General features: G+C 42.1%; 13 protein-coding genes and 1 pseudogene. 5 read left to right on the top strand and 9 right to left on the bottom strand.

The window, feature by feature from the left end:
* Positions 1-107: 107 nt before the first annotated feature.
* The 4 genes from urtD to urtA form a co-directional block, all read right to left on the bottom strand.
* The gene (urtD, locus tag UYK_RS0108075) at positions 108-857 is read right to left on the bottom strand and encodes an urea ABC transporter ATP-binding protein UrtD (protein ID WP_009460299.1); all 750 of its coding nucleotides are present in this window, start codon (positions 855-857) and stop codon (positions 108-110) included.
* A complete protein-coding gene (gene urtC, locus UYK_RS0108070) occupies positions 832-1,953 on the bottom strand; it encodes an urea ABC transporter permease subunit UrtC (protein ID WP_009460298.1) in 1,122 nt (373 codons plus the stop codon). Before urtC ends, urtD begins: the two co-directional genes overlap by 26 nt.
* A 47-nt stretch (positions 1,954-2,000) precedes the next feature.
* A complete protein-coding gene (locus tag UYK_RS0108065; RefSeq protein ID WP_016871226.1) occupies positions 2,001-3,161 on the bottom strand; it encodes an ABC transporter permease subunit in 1,161 nt (386 codons plus the stop codon).
* A gap of 102 nt (positions 3,162-3,263) precedes the next feature.
* The gene (gene urtA / locus UYK_RS0108060) at positions 3,264-4,577 is read right to left on the bottom strand and encodes an urea ABC transporter substrate-binding protein (RefSeq protein WP_009460296.1); all 1,314 of its coding nucleotides are present in this window, start codon (positions 4,575-4,577) and stop codon (positions 3,264-3,266) included.
* A gap of 172 nt (positions 4,578-4,749) precedes the next feature.
* On the opposite strand from urtA, the gene UYK_RS27185 reads away from it, so the two are divergent.
* The 3 genes from UYK_RS27185 (at position 4,750) to mutS (ending at position 9,208) form a co-directional block, all read left to right on the top strand.
* Positions 4,750-5,025, top strand: a complete 276-nt coding sequence (locus tag UYK_RS27185; protein ID WP_009460295.1) for a serine/threonine protein kinase — start codon at positions 4,750-4,752, stop codon at positions 5,023-5,025.
* Between the two features lie 131 nt (positions 5,026-5,156).
* On the top strand, positions 5,157-6,395 hold the full coding sequence (locus UYK_RS24655) for a protein kinase domain-containing protein (protein WP_308412312.1): 1,239 nt from the start codon (positions 5,157-5,159) through the stop codon (positions 6,393-6,395).
* Between the two features lie 191 nt (positions 6,396-6,586).
* Positions 6,587-9,208, top strand: a complete 2,622-nt coding sequence (gene mutS / locus UYK_RS0108050) for a DNA mismatch repair protein MutS (protein ID WP_009460293.1) — start codon at positions 6,587-6,589, stop codon at positions 9,206-9,208.
* A 54-nt stretch (positions 9,209-9,262) separates the two neighbouring features.
* On the opposite strand, the gene UYK_RS0108045 is transcribed toward mutS, so the two are convergent.
* Entirely contained in the window at positions 9,263-10,048 is a 786-nt protein-coding gene (locus UYK_RS0108045; RefSeq protein WP_009460292.1) for an HAD family hydrolase, read from the bottom strand.
* A 159-nt stretch (positions 10,049-10,207) separates the two neighbouring features.
* Between UYK_RS0108045 and UYK_RS0108040 the strand changes: the two genes are divergently transcribed.
* Positions 10,208-10,993, top strand: coding sequence for a hypothetical protein (locus UYK_RS0108040; RefSeq protein ID WP_026086402.1), 786 nt, complete (start codon positions 10,208-10,210; stop codon positions 10,991-10,993).
* A gap of 104 nt (positions 10,994-11,097) precedes the next feature.
* Positions 11,098-11,193 (top strand): annotated as a pseudogene (locus tag UYK_RS27755) (alcohol dehydrogenase catalytic domain-containing protein); the annotation flags it as partial.
* Positions 11,194-11,361: 168 nt separating this feature from the next.
* Here the strand turns inward: UYK_RS27755 and UYK_RS0108030 are convergent.
* The 4 genes from UYK_RS0108030 to UYK_RS0108010 all read right to left on the bottom strand — a co-directional run bounded on the left by UYK_RS0108030 (position 11,362) and on the right by UYK_RS0108010 (position 16,689).
* Positions 11,362-11,751, bottom strand: coding sequence for a hypothetical protein (locus UYK_RS0108030; protein WP_009460290.1), 390 nt, complete (start codon positions 11,749-11,751; stop codon positions 11,362-11,364).
* Positions 11,752-11,827: 76 nt separating this feature from the next.
* Entirely contained in the window at positions 11,828-12,013 is a 186-nt protein-coding gene (locus UYK_RS0108025) for a hypothetical protein (protein WP_009460289.1), read from the bottom strand.
* A gap of 783 nt (positions 12,014-12,796) precedes the next feature.
* On the bottom strand, positions 12,797-14,467 hold the full coding sequence (locus UYK_RS0108015; protein WP_009460288.1) for a serine/threonine protein kinase: 1,671 nt from the start codon (positions 14,465-14,467) through the stop codon (positions 12,797-12,799).
* A 254-nt stretch (positions 14,468-14,721) separates the two neighbouring features.
* A complete protein-coding gene (locus tag UYK_RS0108010; RefSeq protein WP_009460287.1) occupies positions 14,722-16,689 on the bottom strand; it encodes a BamA/OMP85 family outer membrane protein in 1,968 nt (655 codons plus the stop codon).
* Between the last annotated feature and the right edge of the window lie 83 nt (positions 16,690-16,772).

The following is a 16,772-nucleotide window of genomic DNA, read 5'->3' as shown; positions in this document are numbered from 1 at the left end:
GATGCACACAGATGAACACCGATAAGCTATCCGTGTGTATCTGTGTTCATCTGTGTTCGACTAAAAAACACGACTGTTGTCAACGCTTACATTCATATCAAACCCTATTAACTATCTTGCGGTTGTCCTAAATAAACTTCAATCACGCGGGGATCATTTTGCACTTCTTCGATACTACCTTCACACAGCACGGAACCTTGATGGAGAACTGTAACTTTTCTGGCTATTTGGCGCACAAACTCCATATCATGTTCAATCACTAAAATTGAATGATTCTGTGCTAACGCCAAAAGTAATTCCCCGACATTATAAGTTTCTTCATCAGTTAACCCAGCCACAGGTTCATCAACGAGTAATAAATCAGGAGACTGTGCTACCAACATCCCTATTTCTAAACGTTGTTTTTCGCCATGAGAAAGTAAACCTGCTGGAATATCTGCTTTATTTCTTAAACCAATTGTTTCTAGTAATCCTTTGATGCTATTTTTTTCCGCATTACTAGGATGTCCGAACAAAGTCAAAAATACATTTTTATTGCGGTTGCTAGCAAGTTCCAAATTTTCACGAGGTGTTAAATTAAGGTATATTCGAGGTGTTTGAAATTTGCGACCAATTCCTAAACGGGCGATTTGATGTTCTTTGAGAAAACGGAGATTTTTACCTTTAAATAAAACTCGTCCCTTTGTTGGTTGCACCTTACCTGTAATCACATCAAGAAAGGTTGTTTTACCAGCACCATTCGGGCCAATTACTACTCGTAATTCTCCCACATCCATGCTAAAGTTCAACTGATTTAATGCCTGAAACCCATCAAAAGTAACAGTGAGGTTTTCAGTTTCCAAGATTTTGGCGTTCATGCTGCACTTCGGGGTCTTGTTCTAAACTGGGATAAGTGGCAATTTGAGCAGGACGTTGTAAAAGAGAAAATTTTTGCTGACGCAGCCATCCAACTATACCATCCGGTAGGACTGTGACGACAATTAAGAATAGCGCCCCCTGAAAAAATAGCCAGATTTCAGAAAATTGTTCGCTCAAGAAAACACGAGCATAGTTAACAAGTAAAGCGCCTAAAATTGCTCCTACTAAAGTGGCGCGTCCCCCGACTGCAACCCAAATTACCATTTCAATCGAAAAAGCAATATCCATTGCTCTTGGTGATACAGAACCACTTTGCAGAGTGTAAAATGCTCCGGCGATTCCGGCTATTGCTCCTGAAATAGCAAAAACTAATACTTTAAACTCTGTAGGATTGTAACCAGAAAAACGCACTCGACTTTCATCATCACGAATTGCGATAAGCAACCTACCGAAACGTCCACTTGTTAGCCAGCGACAAAGAGCATAGGTAGCAACAAGAAACAATATTGTGAGAATGTAGAAAACAAACTGGGTTTTTGTATCACTAACCGTCGCACCAAATAAAGTTGTAAAATCTATCAACCCATTCGTACCATTAAATAATTTTTGTTGACCATTAAAAAAATTGAAAAAAACAATTGTCGCCGCTTGCGTCAAAATCGAAAAATATACTCCCTTGATGCGGTTACGAAACACCAAATATCCTAATAAACCCGCCAATACTGCGGGAATCACTACCACAGCAACAACCGCAACAGGAAACGAATAAAAAGGTTGCCAAAACCAGGGTAATTCCGTCACCCCGTACAATCCCATAAAATCAGGTAACTCACCTTGGGGAACTTGCAGTTTCAGGTACATAGCGATCGCATATCCACCCAAGCCAAAGAAAATCCCATGTCCCAAACTCAACAACCCCGTATAACCCCAAATTAAATCTATACCTAAAGCCACAATTGCCAGCGATAAAAATCGTCCCAGCAAATTCAGCCGAAAGCTAGACAAAACAACAGGCATAATCAAAATCAGGATGAGTGCGATCGCCACCACCACCCCCACCTCAAATAAAATCAGCCTTTTTCTATTCCTTCTCATAACTTGGCGTCCTTGGCGTCCTTGGCGTCTTGGCGGTTTGTTTCAACCTAAACATCAACAGTACGACCCTTCTGTGGAAAAATACCAGCAGGCTTCCACTGTAAAAACGCAATAATTAATGCAAACACCATTACCCTCGCCATACTCGTTGTCGCAAAAAACGTAAACAAATCTGCCAAAGGCTGAACAGGAGTCAACAACAAAGCCAAAGTCCCAGAACCGATCAAAAAATTTACCGTCCCAATCGCCAACGCAGCCACAATACTACCTACCAGGTTTCCCACACCACCCACAACCACAACCATAAAAGTATCAATAATATAATTTTGTCCTGTATTTGGCCCCACAGAACCGAGTAAACTAATCGCACACCCAGCCACACCAGCTAATCCCGAACCCAGTGCAAATGTCATCGCATCAACTTTCTGTGTCGGGATACCCAAACAAGCACTCATGCTGCGATTTTGTGTCACTGCGCGAATCCTTAATCCCCAATTAGAACGCTGCAAAAATAGGTAAATACCCACCACACAAATCACAGTCAAAGCAATAATAAATAACCTAGCAAAAGGTAATTGCACGCCACCCAAAGACATACCACCTCGTAGCCAACCAGGTGGAGTCACATCGACATTTTGCGCCCCAAACCAAGGTTGAGTAACAGCTAATTGATAAGTCGCACTTAAAAAATTACTGACTGCGATTGTCACCCCCAAAGAAAGTAGCAAAATTACAGTCACAATCCAATTCCGCACCCGTCCAAAATTGGCGCGGGAATTCAAAATCCATAAACCACCAAAAAATAATAGACAAAATAGAGCAACACCAATTACCAAAACCCAATTTACACTGCGAACAAACTGCTGCAAAATCAAACTCACACCCCAAGTTGCCAACAGAGTTTCTAGGGGACGATTGTAGAGATAACGCACCACACCCTGTTCTAGAAATAATCCAACAATTGCTGTGATTAAAAATGCAAAAATCAGAGCAAAAAATATATAACTTTCAAACCATAATCCACCGAGTTGTTTGCTAAAATTTTGCACCACAAATGTAGTGTATGCTCCCAACATCATCAACTCGCCATGGGCCATATTAATGACACCCATCAGTCCAAAAACAATGGCAAGACCTAGTGCTGCAATTAGCAAAACAGCACCAATACTAATGCCATTAAATATGGCATCTAAAAACCCTGCTAACACATTTCCCCCAAGCAGCTATTAATCCAATTTAATCTTCTTAGTGTCTTTGCGTCTTTGTGTTTCAACCACCAAGACACTAAGACACCAAGGAAAATTCATCGGTTAAACTTTGTATTTACCACCTTTGTTTGGATCTGACCAATCACAAGCAAATCCCTTAGTTTCTTTGACAAACTGATTCCAAGGAATTGGTTCCACTGGTGCGGGAGTAGCATAGACAATATTAAATAAACCATCATCTCTCACTTCACCAATTCGCACTATTTTTGATATGTGATGATTAGCTTCCATTGTGACTTTACCTTCGGGAGCATTCAAGGTCTGACCGTAGGCTGCGGCGCGTACTTTGGCGATATCGGTAGTCTTGGCTTTTTCTACTGCTTGTTTCCACAAATAAACTCCGATATAGGCTGCTTCCATCGGGTCATTTGTGACGCGATCATTTCCATATTCTTTTTTAAAAGCTTCAACAAATTTCTTATTTTCGGGAGTATCAACTGTCATGAAGTAGTTCCAAGCGGCGTAGTGTCCTTTAAGGTAATCTACACCGATCGCTTTGACTTCTTCTTCTGCAATACTTACAGACATGGTGGGATATTTATCTGGGGTTAATCCCGCACCTTGCAATTGTTTGAAGAATGCGACGTTGCTATCACCATTCAGGGTGTTGAAAATTACGCCACCGTTAGGTAAAGTTTGTTTAATTTTAGTGATAATGGGCGTTACTTCTGTGTTACCTAGTGGTAAGTAATCCTCGCCGACTGTTTTACCGCCTTGAGCTTGTAACTGCGCTTTAATAATTGTGTTCGCTGTTCGCGGGAAAACGTAGTCGGAACCTACTAAGAAGAATTCTTTGCCTTTATTTTTGAGTAGCCAGTCAACAGCAGGTTCTATTTGTTGATTGGGAGCAGCGCCAGTGTAGAAAATGTTTTGAGAACACTCTTGTCCTTCGTACTGCACTGGATACCAAAGCATATGGTTTTTGCTTTCAAATACTGGCTTGACATTCTTGCGGCTAGCAGAAGTCCAACAACCAAAAACGACTGCAACTTTATCTTGATCAATTAGTTTTGTGGCTTTTTCCCTAAAGGTATCCCAGTTGGAAGCACCATCTTCGACAATTGCTTCAATTTTTTTGCCTAAGACTCCTCCAGCAGCGTTTATTTCTTTAATTGCTAGTTTTTCGGCATCAACAACGCTTTTTTCACTAATAGCCATTGTGCCGCTTAAGGAATGTAAAATTCCGACTTTAATTGTGTTTCCATTAGCAGCAGCACTAACAGGAGAAGCCGCTGGTGATGTACCTGAGGCTGGACTTTCTGCGGTATTAGTTGAAGAATTGTTGGCACAACCCTTTAATATCAAGCTTCCTCCCAAGGAGGCGGAACCATAGACTATAAACTTACGCCGTCTCATATTTAAATTGTTTTGCTCAAATGAATTAGCTTAAAACTTTTGCAAGCATGTTAGTGTTACATTTAACTAGGAAACAGTCTATTTTGATACTGTTTGTTATCAAAGGTTAATAATTAGTTAAATAAGTTTTTAGGGTGGTTAACACTTTACATGGCACATCCCTATAAACATTATGTTTATTGGTAAAATTCTTCTCAATCGCTACAAAATTACTTCAACATTGGGTAGTGGTGGTTTTGGAGACACCTACAAAGCTATTGACCTGGCTTTACCCAATAATCACCCCTGTGTTGTCAAGCAACTCAAGCCTAAAGACCCCAGACCAGAAGTTTTCCCTATCGCTAAAGCTTTGTTTGAAAGAGAAGCAGAAACTCTTTATCACCTTGGCGAACATGATCAGATACCACGTCTCTACGCACATTTTGAGGAAGGTGATGATTTTTTCTAGTTGAAGAATTTATTGATGGACATGATTTAAGTCAAGAAATCATTTTTGGTCAACCCTGGAGCGAACAAAAAACTGTGAAACTCTTACAAGAAATTTTAGAATTTTTAACAGTAGTTCATTAACAAAATGTTATTCATCGTGATATTAAACCTGCGAATATCAGACGACGGCAAAAAGATGGAAAATTAGTGTTAATTGATTTTGGTGCAGTCAAACAAATTAGTGTTTTAACAGTCAACCATCAGGGACAAACCAGTTTAACAGCGGGAATTGGTTCTCCAGGATATATACCAAGTGAGCAAGCTAAGGGTAAACCCAAATTAGCCAGTGATATCTACGCAGTGGGAATAATTGGTATTCAAGCTCTCACAGGGATGCAACCTTATCAACTGTCTGAAGATCCTAATACTGGTGAAATTATCTGGCGTAACTATGCACAAGTAAGCGATCGCCTTGCAGATGTTCTCAGTGTAATGGTGAGCGACCATTTTAGTCAGCGTTATCAGAATGCATCAGAAGCATTGCAAGCACTTATTCCTACTCCAATTCCCAATTCTAGAAGAGTTTCGCCTAGCTCACATCAAAACCAGCAATTTCAGTCATCGCAGCAAGTTTTAGGTAGGAATGTTAGTAGTACTAATAAGACTACCAGACCGAAACAATCAAAAACTAAGTTTTGGGAGATTGGTGCTGTTTTATTGCTGGTAGGAACTCCAACTGCAATATGGCTGATTCCAAATGTAATTTCAATACTCCAAGATATCAGTAAATCAAAACCTGAACCTACACCAATGTCAACAATAAGAATAGGACAGCCACCAACAAATACACCGAACCCTGGAACATTAAATCCACCAGTAATACCAACAAATCTAGCAAATACTGAAAGAGGAACCTCAGTAGAAGAAACAACACCTACTCCAAAAGTATCAACATCTATTACTGAGTTTTTACCACCTACAAGATTGAGGTCTAACAATAGTTGTGAATATTATGAAAGTGAATATCTTATGTGTCAAGGGAGGCAAATTAAAGTTGATTTTGGTTCTTTGCCAGATAACTTTAAAATTTGGAATATTAGAGTACTAAAAAAAGAATCGCTTCCAGATAAATTTCAGAATACTTTGTGGGAAGGCGGTGCAATAGCTTTTTCTGTCGAAGCAAAACAGGGATCTGCTACCTCAGACTTCTTCAATGTTCAATATTTTGACTCAGAGGGAGTTCAAGTTATTACAACATTGGATTATGTTCGATTCGACCCACCTACATCAGAATGGAGTACAGGGGAACGAAGTAGAGCATATATCCCACTTCGACAACCACAAGAATTGTTAAACAAAAATGTTAGTTTAATTAAGCTTAGAGGATAAGCATCAAAAGGAGTGGTTTTCGGTGCGTTAGGACGTTCCGTCCATAAATAACGCATCCTACAAAACTTGTCCCTAATCCCCAATCCCTTGATGAAGAAAAAATAAATAAACCTTGAGCAATTTCTTGGTAGCGCTGATGACGCGCTATCATCGGTTATTGGCATGTCAAAAATGTGTATCCCTAAACGTCCATGACCGCTTCTTACTCTGCATCCCAGCCAAACGCTAGCAACAATGCGAACACATTTATTACTGACCATCGACTGGTGGATCGCAGTAAGCTGACTCAAATGTTTCAGCATTATGTGGAAACGAAGGAGAAGTATCCCCATGCGGTGTTGCTGTATCGGGTGGGAGACTTTTTTGAATGTTACTTTGAAGATGCTGTAATTCTGGCGCAGGAATTAGAACTCTACCTCACGAGTAAGCCAGTAGGAGAAGTGGGAAGGGTATCAATGAGTGGTGTCCCACATCACGCTTGGGAACGTCACGCTACTGTGTTGGTAGAAAAAGGGTATGCGGTGGTAATTTGCGATCAAGTTGAAGATGCTGCGGAAGCTGTTGGTAGATTGGTACGGCGAGAAGTGACGCGGATTCTCACTCCCGGTACTCTCCTAGAAGAAGGAATGTTGAAAGCCAGTCGCAATAATTATCTGGCGGCTGTGGTAATTGCTGGGGAGCATTGGGGTTTGGCTTATGCAGATATTTCTACTGGGGAATTCCTCACTACCCAAGGTAGCAGCAGTGAACATTTGACGCAAGAATTAATGCGGTTGCAGCCTGCGGAAGTATTAGTTCCTACGAATGCACCTGATTTGGGAAGTTTACTGCGTCCAGGAGAAAAGTCTGACCATTTACCGGAATGTTTACCACCAGCGTTTTGTTATGCACTGCGATCGCAACTACCTTTTTCAGCCGGGGAAGCGAGATCTAGATTATTGCAGAAATTTAAAGTGCGATCGCTCGAAGGTTTGGGTTGCGAACACCTCCCCCTAGCAGTCCGGGCGGCTGGTGGTCTTTTAGAATATTTGGAAGATACACAAAAAGAAAATTCTATCCCACTACAACTGCTTCGCACCTATACAATCACTGACTACATGATTGTAGATCATCAAACTCGCCGTAACCTGGAAATTACGCAAACTGTCCGCGATGGTAGTTTTCACGGCTCCTTACTGTGGGCTTTGGATAGAACTTCTACGGCGATGGGTAGTCGGGCTTTAAGACGCTGGTTATTACAACCGCTACTTGATATCAAAGGTATCCGGGCGCGGCAAGATACAATTCAAGAATTGGTAGAAAATACACCTCTGCGTCAAGATTTGCGGCAGTTGTTACGGCAAATTTATGACTTGGAACGGTTGACAGGAAGGGCTGGTTCTGGTAGAGCCAATGCCAAAGATTTGGTGGCTTTGGCAGACTCTGTATCCAAGTTGCCGGAATTAGCGCTACTAGTGATGGATACTGCTTCTCCTTTCCTCAAAGCCTTACAGAAGGTACCTCCTGGCTTGGAGGAGTTAGGACAAAAAATTCGTAGTTATATTGTGGAGTCACCACCAATACATATTAAAGAAGGTGGATTGATTCGTCAGGGAGTTAATCCCCAGTTAGATGCAAGACGGGCTTTAGTGGAAGAAGACCAAAAATGGATTGCAAATTTGGAGGTTGAGGAACGGGCGAGGACGGGTATTCAAACGCTGAAGGTGGGATTTAATAAAACTTTTGGTTATTACATCAGTATTTCCCGGGCTAAAGTTGACCAAGTACCGTCAAATTATATACGCAAGCAAACTTTGACGAATGAAGAACGTTACATTACTCCAGAGTTGAAGGAACGGGAAGCCCGGATTCTAACGGCGCGGGATGATTTGAACCAGATGGAGTATGAAATTTTCGTGGCGTTACGGGAGGAGGTAGCGGCGCAGGCGGAGGTGATTCGCAATCTTTCGCGGGCTGTGGCGGCGGTGGATGTGTTATGTGGTTTGGCGGAGTTGGCTGTTTATCAAGGTTACTGTCGCCCCGAAATGGTGGAGGGACGAGAGATTTATGTTGTGGATGGGCGTCATCCAGTGGTGGAACAGTCTTTACCAATGGGGTTTTTTGTGCCGAATTCTACGCAATTAGGAGGAATGAACCGCCATGACGCCAAGGACGCCAAGGAAGAAGAGGAGGAGAGGGTTTCTCCGGATTTGATTATCCTTACGGGTCCGAATGCGAGTGGTAAGAGTTGTTATTTGAGACAGGTGGGGTTAATTCAGTTGATGGCGCAAATTGGTAGTTTTGTGCCTGCTAGGTATGCGAAGTTGAGTGTGTGCGATCGCATTTTTACCCGTGTGGGTGCGGTGGATGATTTGGCGACGGGCCAATCTACGTTTATGGTGGAGATGAATGAGACGGCGAATATTCTCAATCATGCTACGTCGCGATCGCTGGTGTTGTTGGATGAGATTGGGCGGGGGACGGCAACTTTTGACGGGCTGGCGATCGCTTGGGCGGTGGCGGAATATTTAGCGGCGGAGATTGGGGCGCGGACGATTTTTGCGACCCATTATCATGAGTTGAATGAGTTGGCGTCACTGTTACCGAATGTGGCTAATTATCAGGTGACGGTGAAGGAGTTACCAGACCAAATTATCTTTTTGCATCAGGTGCAGCCTGGGGGTGCGGATAAGTCTTACGGTATTGAAGCAGGAAGATTGGCGGGTTTACCTGGGGTGGTAATTCAACGAGCAAAACAAGTGATGGGACAAATTGAGAAGCACAGTAAGATTGCCATTGGATTGCAGAGTTTGGAGTCAAGCGATCGCCCTTAGCTTGAGGAGTTTGACGAACTATTCTACGCTCCTAACTTGCACATTTTATAAGCCTTATATAGATGAAGGCGAAATCAAATATTGTATCAATTCACAAAATCCTTCGCCTTCCGCAGCCGTGGTGACATAAACAGGCTGATACTGCAACTGTTGTGCATACTCCAATACATTAGCGACACCCACAGAAATAGGAAAACAACGGTCATCAAATAAATTTTCATCATTGGGACTATCACCAACAGTCATGATTTCTTGGGGTGCAAATTGGGGAAGGTACTTTTGCAACACTTGCAATAACCCAGCTGCTTTATCTTGTCCCCAAGGTTTGATGTGACACTGCACACTGCTGTAAGTAAATCCCCAACCCATTTGTTGACAAAGATTGCTTAAGGTGCGGATTTCCTCTGTACTTAATCCCGCAACATCAAACGTCCAGTCAGTAATACGGAAACGATTATCTGATGATTCTTGCAGATGGGGAAATTCGGTTTGTAATTTTGCAAAAGCCACAGCTAATTGCTGACGATGAGTAACTAAATCAGCAATGGGTGTTAGGACTACGGGTTTTTCGCTGTCGCCTGGATAGAACAAACCACCATTCTCGGCTATAGCCCCGACAATTGGTAAATAAGCTGCCAGTCCACTTACCCAACCGCCACTACGTCCAGTCACAATCAGCACTTTGATTCCAGTCATTGCTAAATTCTCAAAAGCTTGCAAAAGTTGGCTGGTAAACTTACCTGCCACAGTCAAAGTCCCATCCATATCTGTCGCAACTAGACGAATATTACTGAAGCGATCGCCTAATGAAATTTGAGATAAGGTCAGGAGTTTGGACATAGGGGATTGGGGAGATGGGGAGTAGGGGAAGTGAGGGAGTAGAGAAATAATTATCCACTACTAACCACTTCCAATAAAAAATACCATTAATACCGCAAAATGACATCCAGGATTTGGGCATCCTATACATCAGGAGTCCAGCATTAATGTTTGCTTACCATGTCAACTTCTATGTTTATTGCCCAATCTTCTGGGACAAAAACTAAAAACGTATCTCAATCTCAACAAGCCGCCGCTAGCGATCCACAAACACCACCATTATTAGTAGCTACTTGTGGAGGATTAGCCCTAGTTGTGATTGCTTTAATTGTCTATGGCAAAATCCAAATGAATCAGCTACAGAAAAAGCTTAAGTTTGAAAAATTCCGCACGCAAGAACTAGACAAAAAGTTTAAACTCGCTTTGGACACGATTCGCAAAATGGAAACTAACCCTGACTTGATTAACTCACGGGAATTTAACCTAGATTATCTGCGGATGCGCATGTCAGAGGAGGTTTTTCATTTTGCAATCCTCAATCAAATTAAAATCAAAGTTAAGGATAAAATTTCTCAAGCACTAAGACCCAATCAAGCCCAACAAGGAGTAGTGGGAATTGCCAGCAGTACAGGACGCCAAGTCGATGAAATCTTTGATGTTGAGTATGAGACTGGTACTCCACCAAATATTACTAAGCGAGTGCTATTTCGCATTCAAATTCGCCTGATGAAGTTACCAACACAAGCAACTTCAGCCACGATTAGCCAGATTATTGACTGTATTGAAAATTATCTCGGGCCCGCAGATGAGGAGGATAACTGGCAACCTACCATTCAAGGTCGAGTTGCTTATATGCATTGGGATCAGAAGGCTAAACCGACGCCTTTACTGGTTCTAGAACAGTCCAATGAAGGTGTGAATGTGACTTTCCGCACTAGCCGCCAGCCAAGTACTCCCAAAAAGTAAAACATCAAGCTTTGATAGGAAATCATCATGCCTTCAGGATGCATCTATCCAAGTCATTCGATTTTGGATGTTAGATTTATTCCACAGTCAAAATTTAAAATCGACTCATTCCCATGCCTGATGGTGCGGGTGAAGTCGTAGCATTGGCAGAAGGTGTGACACGAGTTAAAGTAGGCGATCGCGTCGCTGGCATTTTCTTTTAAGACTGGATTTACGGTCAACTCACCTGCCAGAAAAATTCTTGCAAAGTGCGGCTCACTTTGGAAAATTGGTGATTCAAGTTAATTCGTGACAACTTTTGGTAGTTTTTTTATTTCTCATTACTCATTACCAAAACATTGCCCATGTAGAGAAAAAATTACATTACGTTAGTAATCAACAGGTTTACAGCCTAATTCTTCCAGCTTTACTATCATATCTTCGTAGTTTTTATAGTAGAAGTATTGGCGATTTTTTAAATCAACAACATAGTAACCCTGTTGTCCGCCATAAAGCTCTAATAATATGCTAAAAATTTCTTTTCTTGTTAATCCAAAATGTTCTTCAACAGCATCATGCATCAATTTCGCTGCTTCAATTTCTGATTGCTTCAAAGATTTTCCTAAAGTTAATGTAGTTTTTTCAATTAAAAAATCATTATCTTTTCTCCAATATGTCACTATATGAAGTGGTCTAGTATAAGATTGTCTAGTAGGTATTTTTTTTAGCTCCTCAGATGAATTGATGATTTGATACCTTTGAGTGAATTCTTCTTCCATAGTTGCCTCTCAAGCAGTCTTTTTGTATTACCCCCACAAGGGCTAAGATTAGGCGTGGGGATAAATATTCAGTTAGTTAGGACTTACTTTTACCAGAGCCATTACCCTTTTCGTCTTTATCTTCTTTCACGATTTCTTCCCTCTCCACCGGATTACCTGAACTTTCTTCCATATATTCTCCGCCTCCTAAAGGAGTAAATTTCTCACCAATATTCCTTTCATGGGCTTTTCCGTTACTTTCACTTTCTTTTCTATTGCTCATATCTCAAATTCCGCGCTTTGCAATTGGATAACAACAAAGTGATAGCAAGTAACTTACTACCACAAAGTATTGTGTGCAAATTTACACTGAGTCTTAGCCAAACTCAGCAAAATCACGGTCAAACAAGCTGATCAACTGCTTTGCTTGTGCAAAAATTATTTTGGCTGTTCTTCCAGAGGCTCTATATTCACCCGCTTTTAAATCCACTGCTTCTGGAACGAATATGATGCTGTCAATTGAACATAGTACTATATTTTATATTTGAGCTTCTCTACAGCCACAGGTTAAATTTTTTGAGCGTCCTTTGTTGTTGATAAGGCTGAAGGGATAAGAATTTTTATGATCTGCAAGGCGGCTAAGAATTGCGCGAGTGCGATCGCTGTTCCCTAGTAAGTACTCAGATCACGAGTCTCAAAGCTCAAGTAAGCTAAAGCTTACTGGATATACATTTGAGTCCGTTTTAACGGACTTGGGCTATGAGGGTTGAATCAGTTCAAGACGTACTCAGGGCGAGGTGCAACTCAGGTGAGTTAACCTCAATTTGATGGGTAAAGTAACGAACCACAATGGACGCATTAGACGCAACAGCGGTGAAGGGGTCGCAGTCTTGGACGCCACGTGCTACAAGCCGGGAAACCCGTCCAACGCAGTAGCTCCGCTTCCGGTCACCTAGACGCGCTTATAGGCTTAAGGTAGAGTACCCGCAGGGTAGACCAGGAAGTAAAAACAAAACAAGAGAAATTGAACATCCGATTCACCCGTCAAAATTAATATGGTCGAGAACTAATTATCGTCAGTTTGTGTCGTTTCCTCACTATTTTCTTGTTTAACTTCCTTTTGTGGCTTTTGTCCTGATTGACTATCAAAGTTAAAATTTTGCTTGACTTCCTGGGTTGGAACTACTACCTCTGGGGGATTTGACTGTTTTGACCCTCTGTTGGGCAAGATTGGCACAACAACTGAACTAGAATCATTTGTTGATGGCGGTGGTGGAGAAAGCTTGATTTTAACTGAAGATGGTGGTGGTACTAACTGATTTACTGGAGATGGAGAAGGAGAATTTTGACGAGAGTTACGTATTTCTCGCAGTTTTTCCACTAGAGATGGTGAAGAAGAAGTACTGGGCGTGGTGGGTGATGATACTTGTTCTGAAGATTGCCCCTGTTGTAAATCCTCAGTTTGAGAATTATTTCTAGTTGATTCTTCTGTGGAGTTCCGATTTGAAGTTTCTGGTTGGGGATAACGCCGATTACGCTTGCTGCGTCGCCTGGAAGTAGTAGAGACGGGCGCAGAGCTGACGGAAGTCTCAGAGGGTGTCGGCGAGGGTGTATCGGTGGATTGTATTTCGGCTGAAGTAGTTTGATTAGGTTGTTGAAAAACTGGTTTAGGAGTTGGTTGCTGTGGCTTGTTAAACATGGTGGTTATACTGAAACCTGCTGTGGCAGCAATCACAGCTACACCACTACCCAAAAGTAACTTTGGCGATCGCAGTTTTTTACTAGCAGAATTAAGCTTGGCAAACAGTGATAAAAAAATTTTTTGATTGGCTATTTTTTGTTTAGGTAAGTTTTCTTGGTGCAACTGGGCAGATAAATCAATAGTTGGCACTGTTTGCGTAACCACGGGCACTGGTATCTGATTTATTCCTTCTCCTGGTAGTAGCTTCAACCATTCTGCCACTGTTTGGGGGCGGAACTTGGCTTCAATTGCCATACCGCGCATCACAGCTTGATTCACTGCTGCACTTAAATGGGGTTGCAATTCGCGGGGTGTGGGCATTTGTTCGCGATCGCGCAATAATGCGGGCATGGGTACTTGCCCTGTCAAAAATGAATATAACGTCGCTGCTAAGCCGTAAACATCCGTTGCAGGTGTGCGTGGTGCTTGCGATAAATATTGTTCAATTGGTGAATAACCTTCAGACACCATACCTGTATGAGTCTGCCTCACCCCACTATTAAATTCGCGGGCAATACCAAAATCAATCAGTACTACTTCCTGAGTTCCTTGGCGGAGAATTATATTATCAGGTTTGACATCTCGGTGCAGCAGACCATTTTGATGCACTACTTGTAAAGCAGCCCCGATTTGCCGAATATAATGAATTGCTGTCGCCTCTGGTAGAGGAATTCCTGGTAAAACGTATGCTTCCCCTAAAGTTTCACCTGGAATGTACTCCATCACCATGTATGGCAGCCCATTCTCGACAAAAAAGTCGCTGACCCGGACAATATTGGGGTGGACACATGTAGCCAAGCGCCTGGCCTCATCCTGAAACTGACGCTCAAACTTGGCAAAATCAGGATGTTGTCTTAGCTTTTCATTCAGGGTTTTAATCACTACTACATGGTTTAAAAAGTGATGAGTAGCTTTGAAAGTAATGCCAAAGCCACCCCGACCAATTTCCTGGTCTAAGGTATACTTTCCACCCTGCAATTTTGTACCAGCTAGCATAGTGTTTTGATGTGGGATTTGAGATTTAGATCTGGGCATCCATTTTTAGATTTTAGATTAGCGTCAAATATTATCCTAATAATCTAAAATCCGAAACTGAAAATCTCGATCAGAATCGGGGGTTGGAGATGGGGAACTCGGAGCCCCTGGTGGGAATTAGGGGCAATGGGGTGGTGGACAGTGTGAGGAGAATAACATAGTAACCAATTCCCCCTTGTCCCCCCTTGTCCTCCTTGTCCCCAATCCCTTAAAAATCAAAAACGCTGACCGATACCAAAGTGAAATTTACCTTCACCTTGGTCATTGATACCGTAGTCAGCACGAATTAAGCCTAAGGGTGAATTAAAGCGTATACCTGCCCCATAACCAAAACCAATACCTGGTTTACCACGCACTCCCGCCGGGTTGCCAAGTACAGTGTCACCAGAACCCAAATCAGAAGCGAAGTCACCAAACACAACGCCACCGAAATTTTGCCACACAGGAAAGCGGTATTCTGCTGAAGCTAATACGTAACTCCGACCACTACCAAGCTGGCCAGAATCATAACCACGTACAGAATTTGGCCCGCCCAAGTTAAATGTTTGATAGGGTGGCAAATCACCAATCACGGTTCCAGCTTGCAAATTCACAGCAAATACCTGTGGCTGTTGAGAGTCAAATAATTTAATTGGCACAAATTGACTATAGTTCGCCTCCAGGCGATTCATCGAAATTTCACCCTGACCAATGGGAATTGATTGTTCTGTTTTCAAACCTAAAACAGATCCTTGAGTTGGGTTAGCGGGATTATCGCGATTGTCTTTGACAGCAGTAAAAGATACAGTTGTCAAGTCGTCAATGCCTGTACCACTAAAAGATAAAGGATTACCTTGGGCATCTACAGGGGTAATTTTACCGTCGCTATCGCGGATGCTAGTACGGCTGTAATTAAATCCTAAGCTGGTATCCCAGCCTTCAATTGGTCGCTGGAATGTTAAACTACCACCAAATTGTCCTTCCCGGACTTTATCGCCATTGGCTAATTTAATTTCATCATCAAAGGTATTTGACAACTCCCGATTACGGAAAGCACCTACACTGTAACCAAGGGCATCAGGGTTATTGCTGCGATAGGGGTTAGTAAACTTAGTATTAAACTGGAGGTCACGGGCGCCTATTTGTAGATTAGCGCCAAAAGAGTTGTTCACACCACCGACGTTTTGGTCTTGAAAGGAAAGACTACCTACTAAACCTTGGTCAGCGTTATAATTGCCCCCGACATTTACAGAACGTGCGCCCCGTTCCTGGAGTTGGTAAATGACGTCTAGCTTGTTTGCATCGCCTTCTAGGGCGACATTGACGCTGTCAAATAGTCCTAATTTATATAAATTTTGTAAGTCTTGTTTAACTAAATTTTCTTGGAAAAGTTCACCAGGCTTAAGTTTTATTTGTTGTCGAAGAAAATCTGTTTTCGTCCGCCCTGCTATTGGTTTACCTTGTTCATCTACTGTTTGACCTTGGTCGTTGACAAAACGAAACTTAATATCACCTACTAATCCTTCTGCGACATCGACAGTTAAAATTCCTTCACGACTAGGTGTGATTGATAATACCCGGGCTACTTTGTAACCGCTGTCAGCGTACCATTGATTGATTTGCTGTACTGCTTGCTGCAAGTTTGCAGGGCTAATTGGCTTCCCGATTTGAGATTGAAATGGTTTTAAGGCTTGCTGATAGTTAAGGGCTTTTGCACCAGAAAATTGTAGCGATCGCACTACGACAGGTTGCACTTGATAAACTACATTGAATCCTGCTTTGGTACTGCTGCTATTAACGCTGGCATTAGCAAATAAACCAGTGTCTAAAATTGCCGCCACATCTTTTTGTAATTGAGTTTGGCTAGTTTCGCCACCAACTTGAGTTTTGATAATCTTGCTCACAATCTGCTGCAATTCTGGTGTTGCACCAACAATTTGTACATCTGTCGCAGTCACAATTAAGTTACTGTCAGTAACTTCTTTAGCTGTGTCTTTGTTTTGGGAAAATTGGGAAACGACAACTGTTTCCGGTGATGCGATCGTATTTACCTGTGCAGGTGTAACTTCAGTTACTGGTATTACTACATTTGCTGTTTTTTGATTTTGAGTAGAATTATTGGCAGGCGCAGCTGTTGCTTGCTGAGTCACATTGCCAGTGGCTAAAGTAGCTAAAGTAAAAATTGCAGCAGAAGAAATTCGCATAATTATAGAGCCTGATTGACAGGAAGTTAGTTTGTACTTGTTTACCGAGGTTAGGCAATGGCAATAACACTAACTACCAGTCC

It is taken from the genome of Fischerella thermalis PCC 7521, assembly GCF_000317225.1.
GTDB lineage: Bacteria > Cyanobacteriota > Cyanobacteriia > Cyanobacteriales > Nostocaceae > Fischerella > Fischerella thermalis.
The sequence above is the reverse complement of the archived record's forward strand: the minus strand, read 5'-3'. Positions and strand labels throughout refer to the sequence as shown.

Coding starts and splice junctions, on each gene's coding strand:
- urtA (WP_009460296.1), bottom strand. CDS start 4,577: ATGAGACGGCGTAAGTTTATAGTCTATGGTTCCGCCTCCTTGGGAGGA.
- urtC (WP_009460298.1), bottom strand. CDS start 1,953: ATGAGAAGGAATAGAAAAAGGCTGATTTTATTTGAGGTGGGGGTGGTG.
- UYK_RS0108045 (WP_009460292.1), bottom strand. CDS start 10,048: ATGTCCAAACTCCTGACCTTATCTCAAATTTCATTAGGCGATCGCTTC.
- UYK_RS0108015 (WP_009460288.1), bottom strand. CDS start 14,467: ATGCTAGCTGGTACAAAATTGCAGGGTGGAAAGTATACCTTAGACCAG.
- UYK_RS27185 (WP_009460295.1), top strand. CDS start 4,750: ATGTTTATTGGTAAAATTCTTCTCAATCGCTACAAAATTACTTCAACA.
- urtD (WP_009460299.1), bottom strand. CDS start 857: ATGAACGCCAAAATCTTGGAAACTGAAAACCTCACTGTTACTTTTGAT.
- mutS (WP_009460293.1), top strand. CDS start 6,587: ATGACCGCTTCTTACTCTGCATCCCAGCCAAACGCTAGCAACAATGCG.
- UYK_RS0108025 (WP_009460289.1), bottom strand. CDS start 12,013: ATGAGCAATAGAAAAGAAAGTGAAAGTAACGGAAAAGCCCATGAAAGG.
- UYK_RS0108040 (WP_026086402.1), top strand. CDS start 10,208: ATGTCAACTTCTATGTTTATTGCCCAATCTTCTGGGACAAAAACTAAA.
- UYK_RS0108030 (WP_009460290.1), bottom strand. CDS start 11,751: ATGGAAGAAGAATTCACTCAAAGGTATCAAATCATCAATTCATCTGAG.
- UYK_RS0108010 (WP_009460287.1), bottom strand. CDS start 16,689: ATGCGAATTTCTTCTGCTGCAATTTTTACTTTAGCTACTTTAGCCACT.